This is a genomic window from Ruegeria lacuscaerulensis, assembly GCF_013031245.1.
GTDB lineage: Bacteria > Pseudomonadota > Alphaproteobacteria > Rhodobacterales > Rhodobacteraceae > Ruegeria > Ruegeria lacuscaerulensis_C.
The window spans coordinates 225542-250494 of record NZ_WPZL01000003.1; the positions used below are offsets into that span (position 1 = coordinate 225542).

27 protein-coding genes and 1 other RNA gene are annotated in these 24953 nt (G+C 56.7%); 16 read left to right on the plus strand and 12 right to left on the minus strand.

The window, feature by feature from the left end; translation table 11 throughout:
- Window positions 1–185 precede the first annotated feature (185 nt).
- Window positions 186–3047: an Rne/Rng family ribonuclease gene (locus GOX66_RS05775; protein WP_170760506.1), complete on the plus strand. Its 2862-nt coding sequence runs from the start codon at window positions 186–188 to the stop codon at window positions 3045–3047.
- A gap of 53 nt (window positions 3048–3100) precedes the next feature.
- Here GOX66_RS05775 and GOX66_RS05780 read toward each other — a convergent pair whose 3' ends face one another.
- Window positions 3101–3334 carry a sulfurtransferase TusA family protein gene (locus GOX66_RS05780; RefSeq protein ID WP_170760508.1) on the minus strand — a complete coding sequence of 78 codons (234 nt, stop codon included), beginning with the start codon at window positions 3332–3334 and terminating at the stop codon, window positions 3101–3103.
- Window positions 3335–3439: 105 nt separating this feature from the next.
- Between GOX66_RS05780 and GOX66_RS05785 the strand changes: the two genes are divergently transcribed.
- The 4 genes from GOX66_RS05785 to GOX66_RS05800 all read left to right on the plus strand — a co-directional run bounded on the left by GOX66_RS05785 (window position 3440) and on the right by GOX66_RS05800 (window position 7771).
- Window positions 3440–4192 (plus strand): cytochrome c biogenesis CcdA family protein, encoded by a 753-nt coding sequence (locus GOX66_RS05785; protein ID WP_170760510.1) that lies wholly within the window; start codon window positions 3440–3442, stop codon window positions 4190–4192.
- Between the two features lie 63 nt (window positions 4193–4255).
- Entirely contained in the window at window positions 4256–5470 is a 1215-nt protein-coding gene (locus tag GOX66_RS05790) for a hypothetical protein (RefSeq protein ID WP_170760512.1), read from the plus strand.
- Window positions 5467–6816, plus strand: a complete 1350-nt coding sequence (locus tag GOX66_RS05795) for a cytochrome P450 (protein ID WP_170760514.1) — start codon at window positions 5467–5469, stop codon at window positions 6814–6816. The genes GOX66_RS05790 and GOX66_RS05795 overlap by 4 nt, the downstream gene beginning before the upstream one ends.
- Before the next feature lie 73 nt (window positions 6817–6889).
- Window positions 6890–7771, plus strand: coding sequence for a fructose bisphosphate aldolase (locus tag GOX66_RS05800; protein ID WP_170760516.1), 882 nt, complete (start codon window positions 6890–6892; stop codon window positions 7769–7771).
- Window positions 7772–7777: 6 nt separating this feature from the next.
- On the opposite strand, the gene GOX66_RS05805 is transcribed toward GOX66_RS05800, so the two are convergent.
- Genes GOX66_RS05805 through fumC form a run of 4 tightly spaced genes read right to left on the minus strand, consistent with a single transcriptional unit; the run spans window position 7778 to window position 10229 of the window.
- On the minus strand, window positions 7778–8380 hold the full coding sequence (locus GOX66_RS05805) for a DNA-3-methyladenine glycosylase I (protein WP_170760518.1): 603 nt from the start codon (window positions 8378–8380) through the stop codon (window positions 7778–7780).
- A gap of 60 nt (window positions 8381–8440) precedes the next feature.
- On the minus strand, window positions 8441–8662 hold the full coding sequence (locus GOX66_RS05810; RefSeq protein ID WP_170760520.1) for a ribbon-helix-helix domain-containing protein: 222 nt from the start codon (window positions 8660–8662) through the stop codon (window positions 8441–8443).
- Window positions 8659–8835, minus strand: coding sequence for a DUF4169 family protein (locus GOX66_RS05815; RefSeq protein ID WP_170760522.1), 177 nt, complete (start codon window positions 8833–8835; stop codon window positions 8659–8661). Before GOX66_RS05815 ends, GOX66_RS05810 begins: the two co-directional genes overlap by 4 nt.
- On the minus strand, window positions 8832–10229 hold the full coding sequence (fumC, locus tag GOX66_RS05820; protein ID WP_170760524.1) for a class II fumarate hydratase: 1398 nt from the start codon (window positions 10227–10229) through the stop codon (window positions 8832–8834). Before fumC ends, GOX66_RS05815 begins: the two co-directional genes overlap by 4 nt.
- Window positions 10230–10424: 195 nt before the next feature.
- Here fumC and GOX66_RS05825 point away from each other — a divergent pair, with 195 nt between their 5' ends.
- Complete coding sequence (locus tag GOX66_RS05825; protein WP_419555541.1) at window positions 10425–10988, plus strand: hypothetical protein; 564 nt, start codon at window positions 10425–10427, stop codon at window positions 10986–10988.
- A 21-nt stretch (window positions 10989–11009) separates the two neighbouring features.
- On the opposite strand, the gene GOX66_RS05830 is transcribed toward GOX66_RS05825, so the two are convergent.
- From GOX66_RS05830 to GOX66_RS05860, 7 genes are all read right to left on the minus strand, one after another.
- On the minus strand, window positions 11010–11468 hold the full coding sequence (locus tag GOX66_RS05830; RefSeq protein ID WP_170760526.1) for an SspB family protein: 459 nt from the start codon (window positions 11466–11468) through the stop codon (window positions 11010–11012).
- A gap of 76 nt (window positions 11469–11544) precedes the next feature.
- Window positions 11545–12798, minus strand: a complete 1254-nt coding sequence (gene chrA / locus GOX66_RS05835; protein ID WP_170760528.1) for a chromate efflux transporter — start codon at window positions 12796–12798, stop codon at window positions 11545–11547.
- Entirely contained in the window at window positions 12795–13610 is an 816-nt protein-coding gene (locus GOX66_RS05840; RefSeq protein ID WP_170760529.1) for a chromate resistance protein ChrB domain-containing protein, read from the minus strand. The genes chrA and GOX66_RS05840 overlap by 4 nt, the downstream gene beginning before the upstream one ends.
- 130 nt (window positions 13611–13740) lie before the next feature.
- Window positions 13741–14172 (minus strand): ester cyclase, encoded by a 432-nt coding sequence (locus GOX66_RS05845; RefSeq protein ID WP_170760531.1) that lies wholly within the window; start codon window positions 14170–14172, stop codon window positions 13741–13743.
- A gap of 100 nt (window positions 14173–14272) precedes the next feature.
- Window positions 14273–14644, minus strand: a transfer-messenger RNA (tmRNA) gene (gene ssrA, locus GOX66_RS05850).
- A gap of 36 nt (window positions 14645–14680) precedes the next feature.
- The gene (locus GOX66_RS05855) at window positions 14681–15043 is read right to left on the minus strand and encodes a DUF4345 family protein (protein ID WP_170760533.1); all 363 of its coding nucleotides are present in this window, start codon (window positions 15041–15043) and stop codon (window positions 14681–14683) included.
- A 10-nt stretch (window positions 15044–15053) separates the two neighbouring features.
- Window positions 15054–15785: a FadR/GntR family transcriptional regulator gene (locus tag GOX66_RS05860; RefSeq protein WP_170760535.1), complete on the minus strand. Its 732-nt coding sequence runs from the start codon at window positions 15783–15785 to the stop codon at window positions 15054–15056.
- Between the two features lie 86 nt (window positions 15786–15871).
- On the opposite strand from GOX66_RS05860, the gene GOX66_RS05865 reads away from it, so the two are divergent.
- The 10 genes from GOX66_RS05865 to rseP all read left to right on the plus strand — a co-directional run bounded on the left by GOX66_RS05865 (window position 15872) and on the right by rseP (window position 24878).
- The gene (locus tag GOX66_RS05865; RefSeq protein WP_336509372.1) at window positions 15872–16663 is read left to right on the plus strand and encodes a DUF2182 domain-containing protein; all 792 of its coding nucleotides are present in this window, start codon (window positions 15872–15874) and stop codon (window positions 16661–16663) included.
- Window positions 16664–16667: 4 nt separating this feature from the next.
- Window positions 16668–17372: a DUF1326 domain-containing protein gene (locus GOX66_RS05870; RefSeq protein WP_170760537.1), complete on the plus strand. Its 705-nt coding sequence runs from the start codon at window positions 16668–16670 to the stop codon at window positions 17370–17372.
- Entirely contained in the window at window positions 17372–17878 is a 507-nt protein-coding gene (locus tag GOX66_RS05875) for a DinB family protein (protein ID WP_170760539.1), read from the plus strand. The genes GOX66_RS05870 and GOX66_RS05875 overlap by 1 nt, the downstream gene beginning before the upstream one ends.
- Window positions 17879–18982, plus strand: coding sequence for a dimethylsulfoniopropionate demethylase (locus GOX66_RS05880; RefSeq protein ID WP_170760541.1), 1104 nt, complete (start codon window positions 17879–17881; stop codon window positions 18980–18982).
- A gap of 102 nt (window positions 18983–19084) precedes the next feature.
- Entirely contained in the window at window positions 19085–20080 is a 996-nt protein-coding gene (gene acuI / locus GOX66_RS05885) for an acryloyl-CoA reductase (RefSeq protein WP_170760544.1), read from the plus strand.
- Between the two features lie 185 nt (window positions 20081–20265).
- On the plus strand, window positions 20266–20829 hold the full coding sequence (gene frr, locus GOX66_RS05890) for a ribosome recycling factor (RefSeq protein ID WP_170760546.1): 564 nt from the start codon (window positions 20266–20268) through the stop codon (window positions 20827–20829).
- 9 nt (window positions 20830–20838) lie between these two features.
- Entirely contained in the window at window positions 20839–21570 is a 732-nt protein-coding gene (gene uppS / locus GOX66_RS05895; protein ID WP_170760548.1) for a polyprenyl diphosphate synthase, read from the plus strand.
- Window positions 21567–22349, plus strand: coding sequence for a phosphatidate cytidylyltransferase (locus tag GOX66_RS05900; RefSeq protein WP_170760550.1), 783 nt, complete (start codon window positions 21567–21569; stop codon window positions 22347–22349). Before uppS ends, GOX66_RS05900 begins: the two co-directional genes overlap by 4 nt.
- Window positions 22349–23521 carry a 1-deoxy-D-xylulose-5-phosphate reductoisomerase gene (gene dxr / locus GOX66_RS05905; protein WP_170760551.1) on the plus strand — a complete coding sequence of 391 codons (1173 nt, stop codon included), beginning with the start codon at window positions 22349–22351 and terminating at the stop codon, window positions 23519–23521. Before GOX66_RS05900 ends, dxr begins: the two co-directional genes overlap by 1 nt.
- A gap of 4 nt (window positions 23522–23525) precedes the next feature.
- Window positions 23526–24878 (plus strand): RIP metalloprotease RseP, encoded by a 1353-nt coding sequence (gene rseP, locus GOX66_RS05910; protein WP_170760554.1) that lies wholly within the window; start codon window positions 23526–23528, stop codon window positions 24876–24878.
- The last annotated feature ends 75 nt before the right edge of the window (window positions 24879–24953 follow it).

The window sequence follows — 24953 nt, forward strand, 5'->3', positions numbered from 1 at the left end:
GACCGCACCTGTCGGAGAAGAACCGCGATGACGCGCGCGCAACGACTGAGTATACGGGCAGGGGGCCACAGCGCCAGACCCTGCCGCGCGCCGTCCGATATCGCCCTGACAAGACACCACCCCAAAAGCGCCTGTCCCCCCGGACGGGTAAGGACAACGCGTTTGGCGCGGTGCACCAAGGACACATGGCTAAGAAAATGCTTATCGATGCCACCCACGCGGAGGAAACCCGCGTCGTGGTGGTCGACGGAAACAAGGTCGAGGAGTTTGACTTTGAATCCGAAAACAAACGCCAGCTTGCTGGCAACATCTATCTGGCAAAAGTAACGCGGGTTGAGCCGTCTCTGCAGGCGGCATTTGTGGACTACGGCGGGAACCGGCACGGCTTCCTGGCGTTTTCCGAGATTCACCCGGATTACTACCAGATCCCCGTCGCCGACCGCGAAGCGCTCATGGAAGAAGAGCGTGCTTATGCCGAGGCGATGAAGGCGCGGGACGAAGCCGAAGAGGCCAAACCCAAGAAACGCCGGTCCCGGTCGCGGACCAAGGCTGCAGACGTGAAGTCAGACGACGTAGTCGAAAGTATCGAGGTTTCGTCCGAACCCACAGGGATGGAGACGATTGACCTGGACGAAGGTGAAGAGGGCGCCGATATGTCGGTTCCCGAAGGCACCTCGCCGGTGGAACTCGTCGCTGAGACACCAGTCGAAGAGCCTGGTGATGAAGCCGATGCGCCTGAACGGACAGAGGGTGCTGCTGAAGGTATTCAGCAGGAGGCTGATGAATCGGTCGAGGTTGAGACCGTAGAGGCTTCGGACCAGGAAGAAACGGCAGAGACCGAGCCAGAAGCAGTTGCCTCTGAGGAAGACGTTGCCGAAGGTGAAGCCGTTGCGGAAGCTACGGATGCAACTGATGCTGAGGCCACTGAGGAAACTCAGGAAGCTGCCGAGGCTGAGGACGAAAAACGCAAAGACGACGCTCGGGACTCGGACGAAACCGAAGCCCGCGCAGATGCGTCTGCCAAGGATGACACGATTGAATCCGTTGCTGATGAGGATGACAGCGAGGACATTCGTCCGCCGCGCAAGCCGCGTCCGCGTCGGTACAAGATCCAGGAAGTCATCAAGGTACGTCAGGTTCTGCTGGTGCAGGTTGTCAAAGAAGAGCGCGGCAACAAGGGCGCCGCTCTGACCACATACCTGTCGCTTGCTGGTCGCTACTGTGTCTTGATGCCCAACACCGCTCGGGGCGGTGGGATCAGCCGCAAGATCACCAATGCACCAGACCGCAAGAAACTGAAAGAAATCGCGGCGGACATTGACGTGCCGACCGGTGCAGGTCTGATCATCCGGACAGCGGGTGCCAAGCGTACCAAATCCGAAATCAAACGTGATTATGAATACCTGCAGCGCATGTGGGAGCAGATTCGCGAACTGACATTGCAGTCCATTGCACCCGCGAAGATTTATGAAGAAGGCGACCTGATTAAACGCTCGATCCGCGATCTCTATAACCGCGAAATCGACGAAGTTCTCGTCGAAGGTGACGGCGGATACCGCATCGCCAAGGACTTCATGAAGATGATCATGCCGTCCCACGCCAAAAACGTGAAACGGTATGAGGACGCATTGCCTCTGTTCGCGCGGTATCAAGTCGAAAGCTACCTGACGGGGATGTTCAACCCGACCGTTCAGTTGAGGTCCGGCGGGTATATTGTAATCGGCGTGACTGAAGCGCTTGTAGCGATTGATGTGAACTCGGGCCGGGCCACCAAGGAGGGCTCGATCGAGGACACGGCGCTTAAGACCAATCTTGAAGCCGCCGAGGAGGTTGCGCGGCAATTGCGTCTGCGCGACCTGGCTGGTCTGATTGTCATCGACTTCATCGATATGGATGAGCGCAAGAACAACTCGGCCGTCGAAAAACGCCTGAAAGAAAAGCTGAAAACCGACCGTGCACGTATTCAGGTCGGCCGGATTTCCGGCTTTGGCCTGATGGAGATGAGCCGTCAGCGTCTGCGCCCTGGTATGTTGGAGGCAACCACGCAACCGTGCCCGTCCTGCCATGGCACCGGCCTGATCCGCTCGGACGACAACATGGCGCTGACCATCCTGCGTCAGATCGAGGAAGAGGGTACGCGCCGCCGTTCACGCGAGGTTCTGGTGCGCTGCCCGGTCAGCATTGCCAACTTCCTGATGAACCAGAAACGCGAACACATCGCCCAGATCGAGGCGCGCTATGGATTGTCGGTGCGCGTTGAAGGCGATGTCCATCTGGTCAGCCCCGATTTCTCGATGGAGAAGTTCAAGACCGCCAGCCGGTTTGTACCCGAGCCCACCGCACCGGTCGTATCGGTGGATGCGACCTTGATGGATCTGGTGGACGCGGACGAGGAAGACGCGGTCGAGGAGGAAACGGTCCAGGCCGAAGAAGAGACCAAGCCCAAGCGTAAACGCCGCCGTCGTCGCCGCAAAAAAAGCGGCGGATCTGGTGAGACGCCGGAGGTCGAAGCCGAGAACGACGAGGCAGCCGCCCGTGAATCGGTCGAGGAGTCCACATCGGAACCTGAAGCCGAAGACGCCGAGAAAGAAGAAAAGCCCAAACGCCGCCGTGCTCCGCGCCGCAAGAAGAAGGACACCGAACCGGTTGAAGCGGCTGAAGAAAACACCGCCGAAGTGGAAGCCAGGGTCGCCGACCCGATTGAGCAAACCGATGTCGTTGCCTCTGGTGAGGAAGCTTCTGAAGCTGAGCCGCAAGCCACTCCGGAACAGACCAGCGAAGGCGTTGAGGAGGAGGCAGAACCAGCTGTTGAGGTCGAGATCGAGCCAGTAGCAGAGGAAGCGACTGAGGTTACCACAGAAGAGGTCACCGAGCCTGTAGCGGATGAAGCCAATGAGCCGGTAGCGGCGGAATCCTTGGAGCCGACGCCGGAAACACCGGTCGAAGAATCGCCCGAGCCCGTCTTGGAAGTGGTTTCAGATGAACCCGAGCAACCCAGCAAGCCGGATAAGCCCAAGAGGCGCGGCTGGTGGTCATTGGGCCAGTAATAAGAAAGGCGGGCTCCGGGCCCGCCTTTTCTTTTGTCGTGAGTGATCTCAACTCAGCCTGATTTCTGAATGACGTAGATCTGATGCCCGTCCGCGTCCTCTTGTGACAGCAAGCTGTGTCCGCTTTCAGCACAGAAATGTGGAACATCGATAATCGCCGCGGGATCATCGGCCAACACGCGCAAGACTGCCCCTTGGGGCATGGAATTAAGACGTTTTCTGGCTTTCAGCACGGGGAGAGGGCATAGCAGGCCCAAAGCATCGAGCGTTTCGGTGGGATTTGACATAAAGGTCAGATATTTCCACTTTTACGCAGTGTCCAGCGTGCAAGCACGAGGATGTGACCGAATGGCCCGGTGACGCGGCGGGCTTGATACCATATGTGCTGATCCATGTTCGGAATAGAAATCATAGACGCGGGCCTGCTGCCTGCCATGTTCGTCGCGATGCTCGGCGGGTTGATCAGCTTTTTGTCGCCCTGCGTGCTGCCTATCGTTCCACCCTATCTGGCTTATATGAGCGGCGTAACGATAAACGAGATGCAGGATGAGGCACAGGCGCGACGAAAGGCGACTTTGTCGGCGCTGTTTTTCGTTCTGGGCCTTTCGACCGTGTTCTTGTTGCTTGGGTTCACAGCCTCGGCGTTTGGTGCGTTTGTGCTTACAAACCAGGTACTGTTTGCGAAACTGTCCGGCGCTGTCGTTATCGTCTTCGGACTGCATTTTCTGAACGTGTTCCGCATTCCTTTCCTTGATCGCGAGGCACGCATCGATGCGGGGGATTCCGGCGGGTCGGTTTTCGGAGCCTATATCCTTGGTCTGGCCTTCGCATTCGGCTGGACGCCATGCATCGGTCCTCAGTTGGGTGCGATCCTGTCGTTGGCCGCGTCAGAGGCCTCGGTGGCGCGTGGCACCTTGTTGCTGGGCGTGTACGCAGCGGGTCTTGGGATTCCGTTCCTGCTGGCAGCGATGTTCCTGAACCGGTCGATGTCTGTCATGAACCGCATCAAGCCGCATATGGGAATGATCGAAAAGGTCATGGGCGGTCTGCTGCTGTTCGTAGGGATCATGCTGATTACTGGTCTGTTCACCGAGTTCAGCTGGTGGCTGCTGGAAACCTTCCCCGCGCTTGCAAATTTCGGATGATGTGACGATCGGACTTACCATGAGGGTAAGGCTGCGCTAACCTGCGCGGCAGAAGGTAAGGCTATGAGCAGTCACACAAATCAGCCGCAGGTGCGCAGGCGTCGGGTGTTTTACATTCCCGGCTATGATCCGATTCACCCCCGGCGGTATCGTGAGTTGTATCGCAAGGAAAGCCAGGCTCAGGCCGAAATCTCGGGGTATGAGATTTCGATTTCGCCCAAAACGGGTGACGGACCGTACGGGTGGTGCGTTCGGTCGTGTCAGGACGGGGCTGAGGTTGAGGCGGATATCGATGTTTTGGTCTGGTCGGACATCGTGCGCGATAGTATGTCGAATTCGATCGCCGCGACCTATGTTCAGTTCATCCGCACGGCATGGATCTATATTGGCACAGGGACCCTTTGGCGCCTGATGAGACTGCGCAAGGGCCCTGTGATCGCGGCACTCTATCCGGTCGGAATGCTGGTTGTTCAGCTTGCCGTCGCGTTGGCAATCGGCTGGGCGATAGCAGCAATACTGTGGCCAATCGTGATCTGGTTGGCGCTGATGCCGGCAGTGGCCGCCGTATACGCCTTGCTGTATTGGTTTCGAAAGATCGACAACCGCCTGTTTGTCTACTACCTGATGCACGACTACGCTTACACCGCCGCGTTTCACGGCGCCCTTTCAACCGAACTACAAGCGCGGCTGTCCGAGTTCACCGCTCAAATCAGACAGTCTCTTGAGACGGATGTGGACGAGGTATTGGTGGTTGGGCATTCCTCGGGTGCACATCTGGGTGTCACTGTTCTGGCTGATGTACTCCGCGCAGACGCGCTTGTGGGAACCGGTCCAAAACTGTCTTTTTTGACATTGGGGCAGGTGGTGCCCATGGTGTCGTTCCTGCCCAGGGCTAAGGGTTTGCGCAAAGATTTGCAGTTTCTTTCTGAACGTACCGACCTCACCTGGGTCGATGTATCCGCACCGGGGGATGGGTGTGCGTTTGCGTTATGTGACCCGGTTGCAGTCTCCGGCGTTGCTACTGACGAAACGCGCTGGCCTTTGGTCCTGTCTGCCGCCTTTACCCAAACCCTGTCTTCTGATCGCTGGCAGGAGCTGCGCTGGCGCTTTTTCCGGCTTCATTTCCAATATCTTTGCGCGTTTGACCGACCGGGTGGTTACGATTATTTCCGCGTTACGGCCGGGCCTCAGACATTGGGCCAACGTTTCGCAGGGCGCGCTCCGTCAAAGTCCCGCATCGAAACACCTGTCTCGAAATACAGGTCGGTGCAGACATGATCCCGCCAAAGCCGACACCCCGCCCGGATAAAGTGTCTCTGTGGCGGTATTTGAAACTGTTCCGCAAAGATTTACTTTCTGCTCAGCCGCAACGTCTGTACCGAGCCTGGATGGCCGAATTTCGCACGCCGTTCTTCCGGTCTTACATGATCAACCAGCCGGAACTTGTTGATACTGTTCTTAAACAACGCTCGGACGATTTTCCAAAATCCGGCCGTATCAGCGAAGGGCTACGCCCGTTACTCGGGGACTCGGTCTTTTTGACCAATGGTGAAACCTGGAAGCGGCAGCGCAGGATCATTGATCCAGCCTTCGAAGGGGGGCGTCTGAAATCCACATATCCCGCCATGCTGGATGCGGCCAAGGCCTGCGTTGAAAGGCTGCGTGCTCACACCGGGACAGATATCGAGTGTGAAGAACTCACCAGCCACGCGGCAGCAGATGTGATTTTCCGGACTTTGTTCTCGGTCCCGATCGAGAATGAAGTGGCCGCTCAGGTGTTCGAGAAATTCAGGTCGTTCCAGCGCCAACAACCGTTGCTGAATCTGGCGGCGTTCGTGCCCGTGCCACGCTGGGTGCCACGCCTGCATTCCCGAAACACCCAAAGGAACGCGAAGGACATCAGGGCATTGATCGCGCGACTGACTGCTGAACGTGCGGAGTTGATTGCATTGGGGCGGGCACCTGACGATCTGGCCACCAAAATTATGACGACCCGGGATCCCGAAACAGGGCGCTGTTTCGACACGCAAGAGATGGTGGATCAGGTTGCCATCTTTTTCCTCGCTGGCCATGAAACCAGCGCGTCAGCTCTGGCCTGGACGTTGTACCTGATTGCCTTGTATCCCGAATGGCAGGACAAGATCGCATCTGAAGCGCAAGGTCTCGCCGACCCCAGCTTTGCGACGGTTTCCAAACTTAAGTTTAGCCGTGACGTGTTCCGCGAGGCTCTGCGCCTGTATCCTCCGGTGCCTATGATGGTTCGGGAGGCAACCTGTCCGGAAACGTTCCGGGGCAGGGGCATTCCCAAGGGCTCGCAGATTGTCGTCAGCCCCTGGCACCTGCACCGCCACGAGCGTCTTTGGGATCGACCGGATGAATTCGACCCCGAACGTTGGAGTACCGAGAACGGGAAAACCTGCCAACGGCAGGCCTATATCCCGTTTTCCACTGGCCCACGTGTGTGTACCGGAGCAGGGTTTGCCATGGTCGAAGGGCCACTCCTGCTTTCTATGCTGCTGAAAAACTACAGATTTCAGCTTGTAGAGGGTCAGGTGCCGGTACCAGTGGCGCATTTGACGGTCCGGTCCAGGGACGGCATCTGGTTGCGCGTTGTTGAGCGCTAACAACCTACCATCGCCCTTCGCCTTGCTGTATGCGATTGGAAATTGCGGAATCATTGTTGAATGGGAAAGTCTTATGTCCAAAGCAGAACAGCGCGAGCAGATGTCCAACGGCGCGGGTTTCATTGCAGCACTGGATCAAAGCGGCGGCTCGACGCCCAAAGCGCTTGCTCTTTATGGCGTTGAGGAGTCGGATTACAACTCGGACGAGGAGATGTTCGGCGAGATCCAGAAGATGCGTGCGCGTATCATTCTGGCCGACGATTTCACCAAGGCCAAAGTGATCGGCGCGATCCTGTTCGAACGCACACTTGGAGAACAGATCGATGGTCGCAAGGTTGCGGATTACCTTTGGTCCGTCAAGGGCATCGTACCCTTCCTGAAAATCGATAAAGGCTTGGAAGATCAGGCCAATGGCGTTCAGATGATGAAGCCGATCCCGGGCCTCGCTGACACTCTGGCCAAGGCGGATGGCGTTTTCGGCACTAAGGAACGTTCGGTGATCCATGAGGCAAACGCTGAAGGTATCGCCGCCGTTGTTGCTCAACAGTTCGATGTCGCCCGTGAGGTCGTCGCGGCGGGCATGGTTCCGATTGTCGAGCCCGAGGTCAACATCAACTCCGCCACCAAGGTTGAGGCTGAGGACATCCTGAAGGCCGAGATCCTGAAGAACCTCGACCAGCTGGATGAGGGACAGGACGTCATGCTGAAACTGACCATTCCCAGCAAGGCTAATCTGTTTGACGAACTTGCGGATCACCCGCGTGTTCTGCGCGTGGTGGCGCTGTCTGGTGGCTATTCGACCGAGCAGGCCTGCGATCTGCTGGACCAAAATGGCAAAATGATTGCGTCCTTCTCGCGCGCGCTGACCGAGGGGCTGTCCAAGCAGCAATCGGATGCCGAGTTCAATGCCGCGCTGGGTGGCAACATCGAAAAAATCTTCCGCGCCTCGGTTTAAGAGGCGCTATTCCGGCTTGGTGAATTCGCGGCGCAACTGCGCCGCTTTTTCGCGCATGCTGCAACCGACGGCGTGATCATTCACCAGGCCCATGGCCTGCATGAACGCGAACACCGTGGTCGGGCCGACAAACTTCCAGCCACGCTTTTTCAGGTCCTTCGACATGGCCACAGATTCTTCCGAGGTGGATGCGGTCTGCGGTTCCGGCGGGCTGTCCGCCTCAAATCTCCAGACATAAGCCGCCAGAGACCCTTCGGCTGCGACAAGCTCTTGTGCGCGGCAGGCGTTGTTGATGACGGCCTCGATTTTTCCACGGTGGCGCACGATGCCTTCATCCTGCAAAAGCCGCTCAATGTCGGCTTGATCAAACGCGGCTACTGCGTTGAAATCGAAGTGATTAAAGGCTTTCCTGAAGTTCTCGCGCTTGGACAGGATAGTGTGCCAGCTTAAACCCGACTGAAAACTCTCCAGACACAGTTTTTCGAACAGGCGCTGATCGTCGGCCACCGGGTAACCCCATTCCTGATCGTGGTAGTCAAAGAACTCGGGCGCGGCCTGACACCAGGCGCAACGCGGTTTGCCGTCGGGACCGGGAATGGTGTTGCTCATCAAATGTACCCTTTTTGTTCCTGCTCAGAATACGGGTTAACCTACATTCAAGGCAAGGGGTCAGTATTCAGTCTGATACCACTTCAGAATAAACACCCGAATGGCCGAGGCGAGGCCGACCTCGGGGTCGCGTGCAACATCAATTTCGGAGGCTAACGCGTTGATTGGCATATCTTTGGATTGTGCGATTTCCCGAAAGGCGCGCCAGAAATCATCCTCCAGCGACACCGAGGTCCGATGCCCTTTCAGCGTCAGGGAACGCTTTATCGGGCGACCACTCAATCTTCAATCTCGCGATTATCTAAATCGCGCTTCAACTTGTCCCGCTCGAATTTGGCTTCGAATTTTTCGGCCTTAGTGCGCCCGAATTTCACAGCGTTCTGGTCCGCGCGGGCCTTTTTCTCGGCCCGCGCTTTTTCTTTTCTGTACCGGTTCAGGTTGACCGGCTTGCTCATCTGTCCTTGGGACCGATCATATGTTCCGGACGGACGACCGCCTCAAAGGTTTCCTCGTCCACAAAGCCCAATGCGATCGCTTCTTCCTTGAGAGTCGTGCCGTTCTTGTGGGCGGTTTTGGCGACGGTGGTGGCGTTGTCATATCCGATGGTGGGCGCCAGCGCAGTTACAAGCATCAGCGATTCCTTCATCAGCTTGTCAATTCGCGGCTCATTGGCCTGAATGCCCAGCAACATCCGTTCGGTAAAGCTGTCGGTGGCGTCGCCCAGCAGCTGAATGGACTGCAGCAGGTTGTAGGACATCATCGGATTGTAGACGTTCAGCTGGAAATGCCCCTGCGAACCCGCGAACTTGATTGCGGCGTCGTTGCCCATCACATGCGCGGCCACCTGTGTCAGCGCTTCGGCCTGTGTCGGGTTAACTTTGCCGGGCATGATCGACGAGCCGGGCTCGTTTTCCGGCAGAATCAACTCACCCAGGCCCGACCGCGGTCCGGAGCCCAACAACCTGATATCGTTGGCGATCTTGTAACAAGACCCCGCGATGGTCGCCAATGCGCCGGACAGGAACACCATGGCATCATGGGCGGCCAAAGCTTCGAACTTGTTTGGCGCGGTGACAAAGGGCAGCCCGGTGATCTCGGCCATGTTGGCTGCCACGGCCTCATCCCAACCGTGGTGGGTGTTCAGGCCGGTACCAACGGCGGTGCCGCCTTGGGCCAGTTCGTATATGCCCGGCATTGCGGCTTCGACCCGGGCAATGCCCTGGCGGATTTGATGGGCGTAGGCGCCGAATTCCTGTTCCAGCGTCAGGGGTGTGGCGTCTTGTGTATGGGTTCGGCCAATTTTGATGATGCCCGCGAACTCGTCAGCCTTCTTTTCCAATCCCTCGGCCAGCTTGGTCAGGCCGGGCAGCAGGACGTCGCGCACGCTGACCGCTGTGGCGATATGCATGGCAGTGGGGAAAGTGTCATTCGACGACTGACCCATGTTGCAGTGGTCGTTCGGGTGTACGGGGTCTTTCGAGCCGATAACACCCCCCATAATCTCGATGGCGCGGTTCGCGATGACCTCGTTCGAGTTCATGTTCGACTGCGTACCCGATCCGGTTTGCCAGACAACCAGAGGGAAGTTGTCGTCCAGCTTACCTTCGATCACTTCGCCAGCGGCCTGAATAATCGCATCCGCGATTTTCGCGTCCAGCTTGCCGATGGCCTTGTTCTCAATGGCGCAAGCTTTTTTGATCACGCCCAGCGCACGTACGATGGCGACAGGTTGTTTTTCCCAACCAATGGGGAAGTTCATGATCGAACGCTGTGTCTGGGCGCCCCAATACTTGTCAGCAGGGACTTCCAACGGGCCAAAGCTGTCGGATTCGGTGCGGGTCTGAGACATCGGTCACTCCGTCTTGTATACAGTCGCATGCCGTTTACCCGTGACGGCGTCATCGTGCAATCGGCCAGTTGAGCGCACCATAAGCATAAGGCCACCAAAGGTATAGGCGGATGGGTGCGTCATTTTTTTGCGAAGTGCATTGTGCGCGCGTGTGACTGGGCTACAATAAAAACGAATACCGCATTGGAGGTTAAGGTGGGCACACTGGTTTGGACACGTCCCCTGAAATTTGCCGCATTTTCAATTGGCATTCTATTTCTTGTCGTAATTTCAAGCCTTCACGCCTATGCGGGGAATATCGCTCCTTTTGTCGGCGATTATGTCGGTTCCGCAAACCTGGTGGAGGATGATGGCACTGAAACACCACGTGACATGAGCGTTTCCATCCATGAAATAAGGAATGGCTTCAATGTCAGCTGGTCGACGACAACCTATAAGAGTGACGGCCGGGTCAAGGAGCAGAAGTTTTCGATAGATTTCAAACCGACTGAGCGGTCAGATGTGTACTCTGCCGCAATGAAGCGCAATGTGTTCGGACATGAGGTTCCGTTAGACCCGATGCAAGGCGAACCGTTTGTCTGGGGTCGGATCGAGGGTGAGACTTTGACCGTATTCTCCTTGTTTATTGGGGAATCCGGCGACTACGAACTTCAACAGTTCGACCGCACTCTGGCAGAGGGCGGTCTGAATCTTTCTTTCTCACGGTTCCGCGACGGCATGAAGTCGCGATCCGTCAGTACCTTTTTGGAAAAAAGGTAGGCTTCGCGCGAAGCGAGACAGTTATTTTCGGAAACTGTCCAGCGACACGACATCGGCGTCGTGATGGTCTTGTTCCTCTTCAACCTCAATCGATTCCTCGACAATGTGGCCGGACTCTTCCTCGTCTTCGGGGCTTTCAAAGCGCAATCCGAACTCGACGGAAGGGTCTACAAAGGTCTTGATCGATCCGTAGGGGATGTACAGCGGCTCCGGCGCATCTCCGAAGTTCAAAGTGATGGCGAATCCGTCGTCGCCGACCTCGAGATTTTCGAACCAATGCTGCATGACGATCGTCATTTCTTCGGGGTAACGCTCGCGCAACCAGTCAGCCAGCTCGACGCCTTCCTGGCGTGTGTCAAAGGTAATAAAGAAATGATGCGCCCCGGGCAGTCCGTTTTCAGAAACGCTGGTCAGAACGGACTTGATGAGCCCGCGCATGGCAGAGTGCATCAGGTTTCCATAGTCGATGTCTTGCGACATGTGTCATCCTCAAAAGTGGTCACTCTCAGCATAGGGGATTTCGAAGGAAACGAAAGACCGTGTATGCGGGGATTGTTCAAACGTAATGAAAACCCACTCCGATTGCGGCCACGATTACCAACGCTGTAGCCATTCCTAATTTAAATTTAAAAATCAGTATGCTAGCGATCGCAGTGAGGGCCAGCGCAGTCAAATCCAGGGTCGCCAATTCGGGTCGTGGAACCGTCACCGGGCCCCATGATAGCTCAGGAATATTCTTAAAAAGAACGTTAAGACCGAACCACACGGAAAGGTTAAGAATCACACCGACCACGGCGGCAGTAATTCCGTGCAGCGCAGCGGATAATCTGGGGCGGGCAGCGAGCTGGTCCAGATAGGGTGCCGCGAGGAAGATCCATAGAAAACAGGGAACAAAGGTAGCCCACAAGGCAACCGCTCCGGCGGCAATGGACAGCATCGCGCCACCTGTGATCTGGCCGGTCAGCATGGCCACGAATTGCGTCACCAAAATCAACGGCCCCGGAGTCGTCTCGGCCAGTCCAAGCGCATCGATCATCTGATCTGTACTGACCCATTGGTATTTGTCCACGACGGTCTGCGTCATATAGGCCAGAACTGCATAGGCCCCACCAAAAGTAACAACCGCAAGGCGGGCAAAAAACCACCCCAGGTCGCTCAGCAGCTTTTGACCCATCAGTGATAGCGTGAACAGTGGACCAAGCCACAAAACCAGCCACAGCGCGCCAGTTCGAAGTGCGCCGGTTGCTTTTGGGGCAGGGGGAAGCTCTGTCACCGGGGCTTCTCCCTGAAAACTGAAATATCCCCACACGGCGGCTGCCAGTATGATAAATGGGAATGGGAGGTTCAGTGCAAATATGGCAAGGAAACCCAGCCCGGCGATTGCGTGGTGTTCAATATCCGTCAGGGCTTTGCGTGACAGTTTTTTGAGCGCCTGCAGTACAATCACGATGACCGTCGCCTTGACCCCCAGAAAACCGGCCTGAACCAGCGGCAGGTCTCCGAAAGCGGCGTAAAGCCCGACTAGAAACGCGATGATGGCCGCTCCGGGCAGAACAAACAGCGCGCCGGCAATCAAACCGCCAGTGACGCCGCGCAGGCGCCAACCGGCATAAGTGGCCAATTGCATGGCTTCGGGGCCGGGCAGAAGCATGCAGAGCGACAGAGCCCTCAGATAGGTTTGCTCATCCAGCCAGGGGCGATTTTCGACCAGTTCCTGATGCATCAGCGAAATTTGCGCGGCTGGTCCTCCGAAAGAAAGCAGCCCAATACGCCCGAATACCCGGACTAAATCGGGAATCGTGGGCTTCATGATTTGCGATCCGTCGGCCAATCGTGCTGTTCTTCGAATCCGTCCCGAGCCCATCGGTACAGTGCATCATAAAGGTGCAGGCCCGCTGCAAGGTTCTGGTGATCGTCCCGGTATTGCCGCGACAATCCTACCGATACGGCCAATAGACCTGCGGCCTCGGGCGCCAGGCTATGGCGGTTGGTGTCTGCGGCCCGAATAACCGTTGCAAGACGGTCCAGAGCCGGTGTGTGCAGCTCAAATTCATCCAGCATGATATCAAAGGTGCAGCGGTCCTGTCGGTGCGACCAAAAGGTGTTTTCAATGTCAAACGGCGTCGCGCCAAAGACATTGGCAGCGTTTTCGACTTCTGATGGCGCCACGAACAGAAAACGCGCATTGGGGTCTACAAACCGTCGGATCAGCCATGGGCAGGCAATTCGGTCAATTTTTGGCCTGTGGCGTGTGACCCAGACTGAACGGCCGTCAATGAACTCTGGCAGAGCCGAGGCCGGAACGCGCGACGCGTCGGGCAAGTCTCGCCAGGCAAACATGCCACCGTCCAGAAACTCTGCATTACATCCTTCGCTGCGCAGCCATGACACCACGCCCTGACTGAGTTTTTTGCCTTTCTGACAAACAACGACTGCGGAACGGTCAGCGATCAATTTGGTCAGGCCTTCAAAGTCTTTTGCAGGATGTCGCACGGAGCTGGGTATTAGGTAAGGATCGGCGTCGAAATCTGTGTCGATGCAAACGTCAACAATAACCGGAGCCTGTGGCGTTCCAATCAATCGCAACAGTTGCTTTGGGGTAATTGAATTGGGCGCGGGCATGGCATGTCTCCTGGTTTGAACGGATACATGCGAAACTTGGGCTTGCGCCTCACGGGGCGTTCGCAATCTTACCCCATGGCCCTTGATTACGTCTTAGCGCCAAGGGGGTCAAGGTTGCGCGGGCCCTGTTTCAGGCCCAATCCAATCGTTGACCTGTCATGCAAACGGGTAAGGTGTCCTGCGGGAATTGGCCGAGTTGTTCAAACAGCGAGATGAAATCGAACTGATTGTATGCTTCGACCATGCGACCATCCCGAATCCGGGCAATGACGCTGCCAGCAGCCTCCAACGGGGCGCCGTTATCCGCTCGGGTTGTCTTCAGATGAATGATCGCAGACACCCAATCGCCGTCTTCCATGATTTTCGGCAATTCGACATGAATGTCCCCAAGGATATGACGAAATGCCATGACAAGATCGCGGAAATCATCGGCTCCGACCTGCATCTCGGGGATTAAACCCTCGGCCATCGTGTCCGGAGCAAAATACTGGTCAATCGCATCGGTATCCCCGTTTTCCCAAACTTCGGAATACCATTCTCTGAGTACATCGGCGTGTGACATCCCAGCCCTCCTTTTCCTGACAGGTCGAGCATGGAACGAAAGGGTGAAAAAACTCTGAACGTGAACAAGATCAGAGGTAAACCACAGACATTTATGGGGAAATGCAGGTTTCTGTTGCCAGGTACCTGCGAACCCCGCCTTACGCGGCTAGGCGTAAGGGCTTAAGTTTCGGTCTTGTTACTGCTTACGCAGCAACTGCAACCGGAGCACGATTGTCGTTTGCAATTGTACTATTTTCGCCGATAACGGTGGCAGACAGCCGAGACAAAGCTAACCCCTTTAGACGTTCGTCGATCCTATTTCGGCCCCCCGGTTCTGAAAGATTCCCCAAACGAAGGATACCTCCAGAAGGTTTATGGTGGAGCCGCCGGGTACCGCCCCCGGGTCCGATCCGTTTATTACGAGCGCGTTTATGTCCATAGTCCCGAAGGACACTACTTATATAGGTGAGCCAACACCGGGATGCAAACTCAGATTTCTTGATCTCAGATGTATTTAAAACAGATAGTTACGCAGCTCTATTCAAGTTGGCCAATATCAACCACAGCGCAAGAACCAGTTCGATTCCACCGAACGTCACCGCTTTGACCAATGGTGGGTTGTCCAGAATGACCGAGACAAACCGGCCAAGGGCTGCCCCTGCATAGACAATACCCAGCATGGCATAGGCCATCGGGTTGTTCAGCCAAAGCACGGCCAGCCCGGTGACCACGAACAGCCCGCCGACCGAGGCGCGTATCTCACTGAGCCCCATATTGCTGTCGGTCGGAGCCAGATCCAAGGAAGCAGCGGTGAAGTTGGGGGCCAGGAACCCAAACAGACCAAAGCCAATGGTCAGAATTGCGGCGATCACATTCAGGGTGGTCGTCATCATACCCTCCTCAGGCAGGCTTACGCCGCTGTTGGGCCACGTCCTGCGCGAGATTGCGTGTATAGTTTTCCAGCTCTGCCAAATTTGCATCCACCTTGACGGTGTCCCGGGCTTCCAGCGCGTCTGCGATCTGATTGTGCAGACCGATGATCTCTTCGCGCGACCGTGCGGTGAAAGTGATCATGTTCATCAGGGGTTGCATAGCCTCAACGGCACCGGCGAGTTGATAGGACAGGACCGGATTCCCCGCACCGTCAACAAGGGCTCGGTGAAACGCCACATCCGACGCGCAGAATGCCTCATCCGTGAGGCCGGGTTGCGCCTGGCGATGGATTTCAGCCCGCATTGTCGCCAGTTGATCTGCAGTTCGCCGCTTTGCGGACAAGGCGGCACAGGCGCGCTCCAGCGCAAAGCGCGCTTCGCAGGCGGTATCGAAACTGACTGCATTCATCGACAGCAGCAGTGTTGAGGTGGTGATCTGCTGTGAATACGCGTCCTCAAAGCTCAGCCGGTTAACAAATGCTCCGCCGCTGGCCCCGCGCTGCGTGCGGATCAATGATTGTGCTGCAAGCCGCTTTAACGCCTCACGAACGGTGGGGCGAGAGACACCAAACTGATCGGACAGTTCAGCTTCGGACGGCAAACGCTCATCCACGATCAGTTTGCCTGAGATGATGGCGTCGCGAATGGCCTGTGCGATCTGAGCAGACAGATCCGCAGGCTTCTGAGGGCTAATTTTCATAATTCAGAGACCATTGGTGAATTTTTATTTGTCTGACATTTAAAAGTCTGACATTTCAAAAGCAAGAACTGAGTCGGGAGGAACACGTGAGTCGTGCAGTTCTACGCAGCGGAGTGTGGCTGGGATTCTACATCCTGATCCTGTGGTCGTGGTGGATGATGTTCACCATGAGCCGGAACATGGACCTTGACTGGATCGGTCGCCCCGGCCCGATGGGAGAAGCCATGCGCGCCATGGATCCCCGCATGGACATGTATATGCCGATGGCCGAATTTGGCCCACTGTTCTGGATGTGGGCGATCATGATGGCGGCAATGATGCTGCCGACACTGGTGCCGACCCTGCGCAGCTATGACGACCTGATCCGCAGTGCCAACGGCACACGTGCGGGCTGGATTGGTGTTCTGACCGGATATTTCATCGTTTGGGTGGGATTCGCCGCGTTGATTACCGGCGTTCAATTGATTCTGCTTTTTGGCGGGATCGTTGACATGCTGGGCATAGCCAAGTCTGGTTTTGTTGCCGGCGGATTGATGATTGCAGTCGGGGTCTTTCAGTTCACCCGCGCGAAAGAGGTCTGCCACGGTGTCTGCCATGCTCCGATGACCTATTTTCTGGGGCACTGGAAAACCGGTTTTTTGGGCGGGCTGCGCATGGGACTGGGGCTGGGCGCATTCTGTGTTGGGTGCTGCTGGGGTTTCATGGCGCTTGGTTTTGTCGGCGGCGTCATGAGCCTGATGTGGATGGGTTTGGCGACCTTTTTCATGGTTCTGGAAAAACTGCCCCAAGTCGGACACGTGATAACGAGACCGCTTGGGTTTGCACTTATTGCAGGGGGACTCTTCCTGCTCGTCCACCCCTTTACTTTAGGAGGATAAGTAATTGGCGAAGAACAGAAAACCAGAAGCGGACAGGTTACCTATCTCCCAACGCATAGATAGCCGCATGCCAAACCCCAAACGACGCGAGATGAGTCCCACGGATTGGGCCATCAAGGGGGAACTGATCCTGAATTGTTCTTGCGATGTATTCTGCCCATGTGTTGTCTCTCTGGGCGCGCATCCTCCGACTGAGGGGCATTGTCACGCCTGGATGGGCGTCGTCATTGACGAAGGACATTACGAGGGCGAGGACCTGTCTGGCCTGAATGTCGGGCTTCTGGTCGATATCCCAGGGCGCATGGGCGAGGGCCAGTGGAAAGTAGCGGCCTACGTGGACGAACGCGCCAGCGGCAAGGCGTATAACGGTCTGCTGCAGATTTTCAGCGGGCAGGCGGGTGGCACCACTGGTCTGTTTACAATGCTTGTCAGTGAAATCATTGGGGCCGAACGTGCGCCGGTCCAGATTGAACGGGACGGCAACAAGCGCCGCATCGTGATTGGCCGCAAGATTCAGGGCGAGATCGAAATGCTGGCGGGCAAGGACCCTGAGCATCCTGTGATGGTGTCGAATTCGAAATACTGGATGGGACCGGATATCATCGTTGCTCGCGGCACCAAATCCAAGGTGCGCGATTATGGGCGAGTTTGGGATTTCGGCGGCAAATCCGCCGAGATTTGCCCGATCGACTGGCATGGGCCAAAGTGATGATTACCGGAGCATATGCGCGTGAGATGGCGCGCTATAGTCAATGGCAAAACAAACAGTTGTCTGAGTTTCTGAAAGCTCTGACTCCCGAAGAATTAACCCGTGAACGGGGCGCTTTCTTCGGCTCGATCTTGGGAACGGCAAACCATCTGCTTTGGGGCGACTGGATCTGGATGTCGCGGTTCGACAATGGTGAGGGACCCGGTGGCGGAATACCCGAAAGTACGTCCTTGTGCGCTGGATTGGATGAATGGCTGCCGTTGCGCGAGACCGTGGACACGCGGATTCTTGGTTGGGCCGACACACTGGGCGATGATCTCTTGACCGGGTCGTTCACCTGGTATTCGGCCGCGAAACTGGCCGATGTTACTTTGCCCTACGCGCAATGCATCGTACATTTTTTCAACCACCAGACCCATCACCGTGGCCAGTTGCACAAGATGCTGACGGAAACCGGATCGGCGGCTCCGGTCAGCGATCTGGTCTTCATGCCGCAGGAGGTTTGAATGCCGCAAATTTCTCTGTCTCGTCGCCTGCGCCGCACGCCTTTCTCTCAAGGGGTCGAAGCTGCGGGTGTGAAGGCATACACGGTTTATAACCGCATGTTATTGCCTACGGTTTTTGAAAGTGTAGAGGCAGATTACCGACATCTGAAAACCCATGTGCAGGTGTGGGATGTGTCCTGTGAACGGCAGGTGGAACTGCGCGGGCCGGATGCGTCTCGGCTGATGCAGATGCTTACGCCCCGGGACTTGCGGGGCATGCTGGCCGGCCAATGCTATTATGTGCCGATTGTTGATGAGACGGGAGGAATGCTGAACGATCCCGTTGCGGTCAAATTGTCCGACGATCGGTGGTGGATTTCGATTGCGGACAGTGACCTTCTGTTGTGGGTCAAAGGCATCGCCAACGGATACCGGCTGGACGTTTTGGTGGATGAGCCGGATGTATCGCCTCTGGCCGTTCAGGGACCAAAGGCCGACGCCCTGATGGCGCGCGTCTTCGGAGACCGGGTTCGCGACATTCGCTTCTTCAAATTTGATATGTTTGAATTTGAGGGCCGCGATCTGGCGGTGGCACGGTCGGGTTATTCCAAGCAGGGCGGGTTCGAGATTTACGTCGAGGGTTCAGACCTTGGAATGCCTCTGTGGAACGCGCTGTTTGCCGCGGGCGAAGACCTGCAGGTTCGGGCCGGTTGCCCCAACCTGATTGAGAGGATCGAAGGAGGGTTACTGTCCTACGGCAACGACATGACGGATGACAACACTCCGCATGAATGTGGTCTGGGCAAGTTCTGCAACACACATACTGCGATCGGGTGTATCGGTCGGGATGCCCTGCTGCGCGTCGCAAAGGAAGGGCCGGTGCAACAGATTCGCCCGATTGCAATTGATGGAGATGCTGTGCCTGCCTGCGACCGGCTCTGGCCAATCTACGCCTCCGGGAAGCGTGTGGGCCAGGTGACTTCATCCGTTTGGTCTCCGGACTTTGAAACCAATGTCTCTATTGGGATGCTGCGACTGAGCCATTGGGATGCCGGAACCGAAGTTGAGGTTGAAACGCCGGATGGCATGCGGCGCGCAACGGTAAAGGACCGGTTCTGGATTTAAGGTCGGCGAGGGCCTTTCCCCGCCATTCCACCAGACCCTGGGGATTTTTTACGCCGGGTGAAGAGCGGGGCCAAAAAATTGGAAAACGAAAGGAAAGATCAGATGTTCAATGCATTGGTGATGGATAAGGACGAAGAAAGCGGTTTGGCCAGCCCTTCGGTCAAACAGCTCTCCGTGGAAGACCTGCCACACGGCGAAGTCACGGTGGCCGTCGAGTATTCAACTGTGAATTACAAGGACGGTTTGTGCATGTCGCCAAAAGGCGGTGGGCTTGTGCGTAGCTATCCCCATGTCCCGGGCGTCGATTATGCCGGAACGGTCGAGTCTTCTTCGGACGACCGCTACAAGCCGGGCGACAGAGTTGTTCTGACAGGCTGGCGCGTTGGTGAGGCCCATTGGGGTGGATATTCGCAGAAAGCCAGTGCGTTGGCCGATTGGCTGGTTCCGCTGCCTGCGGGTCTGGATGCACGTCAGGCCATGGCTGTGGGTACGGCGGGGTTCACTGCAATGCTGGCGGTGACGGCGCTGGAGGATCACGGGTTGAAACCCGGTAACGGGCCGGTTCTGGTAACCGGGGCAGCCGGTGGCGTCGGGTCGGTTGCAACTGCAATTCTGGCCAATCTCGGGTATGAAGTCGGGGCGGTGACAGGGCGACCCGAAACCGCTGATTACCTGAAATCACTGGGTGCCACGACAATCGTTCCTCGGGAAGAGTTGAATGAAACCACCAAACGCCCGCTTGAAAGCGAATCCTGGGCCGGATGCGTTGACGCCGTTGGTGGTGAGATGCTGGCGCGTGTTCTTGGCCAGATGAAATACGGCAGTTCGGTCGCCGCCGTTGGTCTGGCGGGCGGGGCGGCATTGCCTGCCTCGGTCATTCCGTTCCTGCTGCGCGGTGTCAATCTGCTGGGCATCGACAGCGTGATGCAGCCCTACGACAACCGGGTAAGGGCGTGGCAGCGCATCGCCTCGGACCTACCTATGCAGAAACTTGAGGCCATGGTGCATCCCGCGACCCTCAGCGATCTGCCACAATTAGGGGCGGATATCCTGAACGGTCAGGTCAAAGGACGTGTGGTTGTCGACGTAAACGCTTGATACAAAAGATTTGAAAGCGACCGGCCAGCCGATACAGGGGTCGGTCCTTTTGTCCCGGAAAGTCCCAGAAAATGCCGGATTCACCTCTGGTCATTGGCGCAATTCCCGATCATCATTGCTATACATCCCAATTGCGATGGCTTAAGAGCCATGCAAACAGCACCTGAAGACGGGGAGTGAGCAGAATGTCTGACGATTTCGTATTGGATACCGATGATCTGAAACGGCGCATGGAAGGCGCAATGGCTAACCTCAGAACCGAATTTGCCTCACTGCGAACCGGGCGCGCATCGGCCTCGATGCTGGAGCCGGTCATGGTGGACGCCTATGGTTCGATGACTCCGATCAATCAGGTTGGCACGGTCAATGTACCCGAGCCACGTATGGTGACAGTCAACGTCTGGGATAAAGGTCTGGTCGGAAAGGTTGAAAAAGCGATCCGCGAAAGTGGCTTGGGAATCAACCCTCAGCTAAACGGCACGATCATTATGCTACCGATCCCTGAGTTGAACGAAGAGCGCCGCCGGGAACTGGGGAAAGTGGCTGGTCAATACGCGGAACACGCGCGCGTCTCGATCCGAAACGTACGTCGCGACGGCATGGATCAGATCAAAAAGGCGAAAGCGGACGGCATGTCGGAAGATGATCAGAAGCTCTGGGAAAGCGAAGTTCAGGACCTGACCGACGAGATGATCAAATCCGTAGACACTGCGCTTGAGACCAAGCAGGCAGAGATTATGCAGGTCTGAGAACGTATTATGCTCAACGCCCCACATACCGTGCCCGTTGCCGGGCCGCGCCATGTCGCTATCATTATGGACGGGAATGGTCGCTGGGCGCAGGCGCGCGGCAGGCCAAGGCTGTTTGGGCATCATGCCGGTGCACGCCGGGTGCGCGAGGTGGTCGAGGCGTGCCCGGGCCTGGGTGTCAAGTATTTGACGGTATTTGCGTTTTCGACAGAAAATTGGAAACGCACTCAGGCCGAGGTCGCGGGGCTGATGAGCTTGTTCCGGCGGTACATCATTAAGGAAACCCGGACGCTGAAGGAAAACGGCATCCGGGTTCGGTTCATCGGTGACAGGGTGCGTCTCGACGCCAAGCTGATTGCGCTGATGGACGCGTTGGAAGAGGAAACCAAGAATAACGACCTTGTTCACCTGACGGTCGCTCTGAACTACGGTGGTCGGGACGAGGTCGCGCGGGCAACCAAACGTCTGGCGCGAGATGTGGCCGAAGGGCGACTTCGACCGGAAGATGTGGGTGAAGAAACTCTTCCCAAGTATCTGGATACACGTGTTCTTCCCGATCCGGACCTGGTGATCCGGACAAGTGGTGAGGCCCGAATATCCAACTTTCTGCTCTGGCAATCGGCCTATTCGGAATATGAGTTCATCGACACTCTCTGGCCCGATTTTACGGCCGGTGAATTCGAACGGCTGTGCCGCAACTTTGGAACCCGCGAACGTCGTTTCGGGGCCGTTCTGGCATGAGCGATGGCCGATGGTCTGATCTGACCGCCCGAGTCCTGTCAGCTGCCGTGCTTATTGTAATTGGGGCCGTCGAAGTCTGGCTGGGCGGCTTGTGGTTCGAAACCTTCATCGGGATAGCATGCGGTCTAATGACGTGGGAACTGGTTCGGATGATCGACCCGGGCAGATCCGGCGTAGCCATCCAGCTGGGCATATTGACCGGTGTGGCTGTGATTCTAAGCTATCACCTGCCGCCACTTTATAAACTGCCATTTTTGCTGGCACCGGCTTTAGTCGGGGCAGGGCAGATCAATCGTAACAAAGGGACCTATGCCCTGTTTGCAATTTGGATTGCCGCAGCGGGGCTGGGCTTCATCTCGATCCGCGAAAATATGGGTTTTGGTTGGATGGTGTGGTTGATTTCGGTGGTCGTTGCCACGGATGTGGCTGGGTATTTTGTTGGCAAAACACTTGGCGGCCCTAAGTTCTGGCCTAAAGTCAGCCCGAAGAAAACGTGGTCCGGCACTGCCGGAGGATGGGTAGCAGCAGCCGTTGTCGGAGCCGTGTTTGCAGCGATGGCAGGTTTTGGCGTTTTGTTCGTCCTGATTTCCGTGTTGGCGTCGATGGCCAGTCAGGCGGGCGACATAGTGGAAAGCGCGACCAAGCGAAAATTCGGGGTCAAGGACAGCTCGAACCTGATACCGGGTCACGGCGGTTTTCTGGATCGCTTTGACGGCATGATGGGGGCGTCTCTATTCGTCCTCATCGCGGGGTTGCTCTACTCCCCTGGGGCCATGTGATGCGCAGAGTTTCAATTTTTGGCGCGACAGGATCGATCGGTCAGAACACCATTGATCTGATCGACCGCAATCCTTCGGCCTACAACGTAGTCGCGCTGACCGGCGGAGCGAATATTGAGAAGCTGGCCGAGGATGCCCGCCGCCTGAACGCAGATCTGGCCGTCACGGCGCACGAGGACCGGTTAGATGACCTTCGGAGTGCGCTGTGTGGCAGCAATGTCGAGGCCGCAGCAGGGCAGACCGCATTGACCGAAGCTGCTGCGCGGCCAGCGGATTGGGTTATGTCGGCCATTGTCGGTGCCGCCGGTCTGCCGCCCGGTATCGAGGCCTTGAAACAAGGTGCGACGCTGGCTTTGGCAAACAAGGAAACTCTGGTCTGTGCCGGTTCCTTGGTGTTGGAGACCGCGAGCGCGCATAATGCGCGACTGTTACCGGTGGACAGTGAACATTCAGCGGTGTTTCAGGCCTTGGTCGGTGAGGATATGGAAGCCGTCGAGCGCATCATAATTACCGCCAGTGGCGGCGCCTTCCGCGATTGGCCTATCGGCGATCTGGCTAACGCCACGGTTGAACAAGCGTCGAACCACCCAAACTGGAACATGGGTCAGCGGATCACTATCGATAGCGCATCGATGTTTAACAAGGCTCTTGAGGTTATTGAAACCAAAGAATTCTTCGGTGTCGATGCGGACCAGATCGAAGTCCTCGTGCACCCCGAGTCCATTGTGCACGCTCTGGTTGGCTTCAACGACGGGGCGGTCATGGCCCATATGGGTGCGCCGGACATGCGCCATGCAATTGGATTTGCATTGCATTGGCCAGACCGGCGCGATCTGCCGGTTGACCGTCTGAATTTGGCCAGGTTGGGCCAGCTTCGGTTTCATGAACCCGATGAGGCCCGTTATCCGGCTCTGCGCCTGGCGCGCAACGTGATGGAACGCGGAGGTCTCTCGGGCGCTGTTTTTAACGCTGCGAAAGAGCGTGCGCTGGATCACTTCATAAACCGTCAGATCGGATTTCTCGAAATGGCCGACATTGTCGAGGCCGTATTGGACAGGTTTGAGGCCGCGGACGGCCTAATTGATGCTCCGATGAACCTTGATAACGTGCTCCAAACAGACCATCTGGCACGTAAGTGGGCCGACGCTGCCGTAATCCAAAAAGCAGGATGAAAACTTGGACGTACTCTCTCTGATCCCTCAATTCGGCAACCTGCTTTACACTATTGTTGCCTTTGTGATCGCACTTTCCGCCATTGTCGCGGTGCATGAATACGGCCACTACATCGTTGGGCGCTGGTCCGGCATTCATGCCGAGGTTTTCTCGATCGGATTTGGCCCGGTTTTATGGAGCCGGGTCGACAAACACGGAACACGCTGGCAGGTCGCTGCTTTGCCGTTTGGTGGGTACGTCAAATTTCTGGGCGACGCCAACGCCGCCTCGGGCAAAGACGAAGCCGCCATGAACGAAATAACTGAGCAAAGCCCCGAAGAACTGCGCCGCACCATGCATGGCGCACCTCTTTGGGCGCGGGCCGCCACCGTAGCCGCGGGACCCGTTTTCAATTTCGTGATGTCCATTCTGATATTTGGTCTGATCTTCCTGTCTCAGGGCGTGACCAAGGATCCCCTGACAGTGGGAAAACTGTTTCCGTTGCCGGGTACTGTTCAGGAACTGCAGGACGGGGATGAGATCGTCGCCATTGCGGGCGTTCCCGTGCCGGAATTCGATCAGGCCGGCGCGTGGACTGACTTTACCGACGCTCTGCCCGTCGAGCCCGAACTGGACTATAGGGTGGTCCGGGACGGGCAAACGATGGACGTCACCGGGCCCTGGCTTTTTCCTCCGCTGATTCAGCAGGTTGCACCGCGCAGCGCTGCAATGGATATCGATCTACAGTCAGGCGATGTTATTACTTCTGTAAATGGCGAGCCGATTTTTGCCTTTGAGCAACTCAAAGACCATGTTGAAGGATCTGACGGTAAAGTCCTGCTGCTGAATGTCTGGCGGGACGGGGCCGAGTTGGATTTTGCACTGGCACCGCGCCGCACCGATGAGCCCCAGCCAGACGGCGGTTTCGTGACCCATTGGCGCATCGGAATTGTGGGTGGCATGCTGCTGGAACCGGCAACTGAACCGGCGGGACTTATGACGTCGCTATCCGGCGGCGTTCGGCAGACCCTTCGCATCATCGATGGGTCACTTTCGGGTATTTGGCATATGGTGACGGGCGCAATCAGCACCTGCAACATGTCGGGACCCATTGGAATTGCGGAAACTTCAGGTGCCATGGCCAGCCAGGGAGCTCAGAGTTTCATTTTCTTTATCGCGGTCTTGTCCACGGCGGTCGGTCTGCTGAACCTGTTCCCGATCCCAGCGTTGGATGGCGGGCATCTGGTTTTCTATGCCTACGAAGCGGTCACCGGTAGACCACCCAGCGACGCTGCATTGCGCATTTTGATGGGGGTGGGTGTGTCGCTCATCCTCGGGTTGATGATATTTTCTGTCACCAACGATCTGTTCTGTTAATTGTGGCGACCTTCTCACAGGGTCGCCGCATTTCCGCCGCAATTGAAGCGTAGTTTTATCGGGTAAAATTTTTCT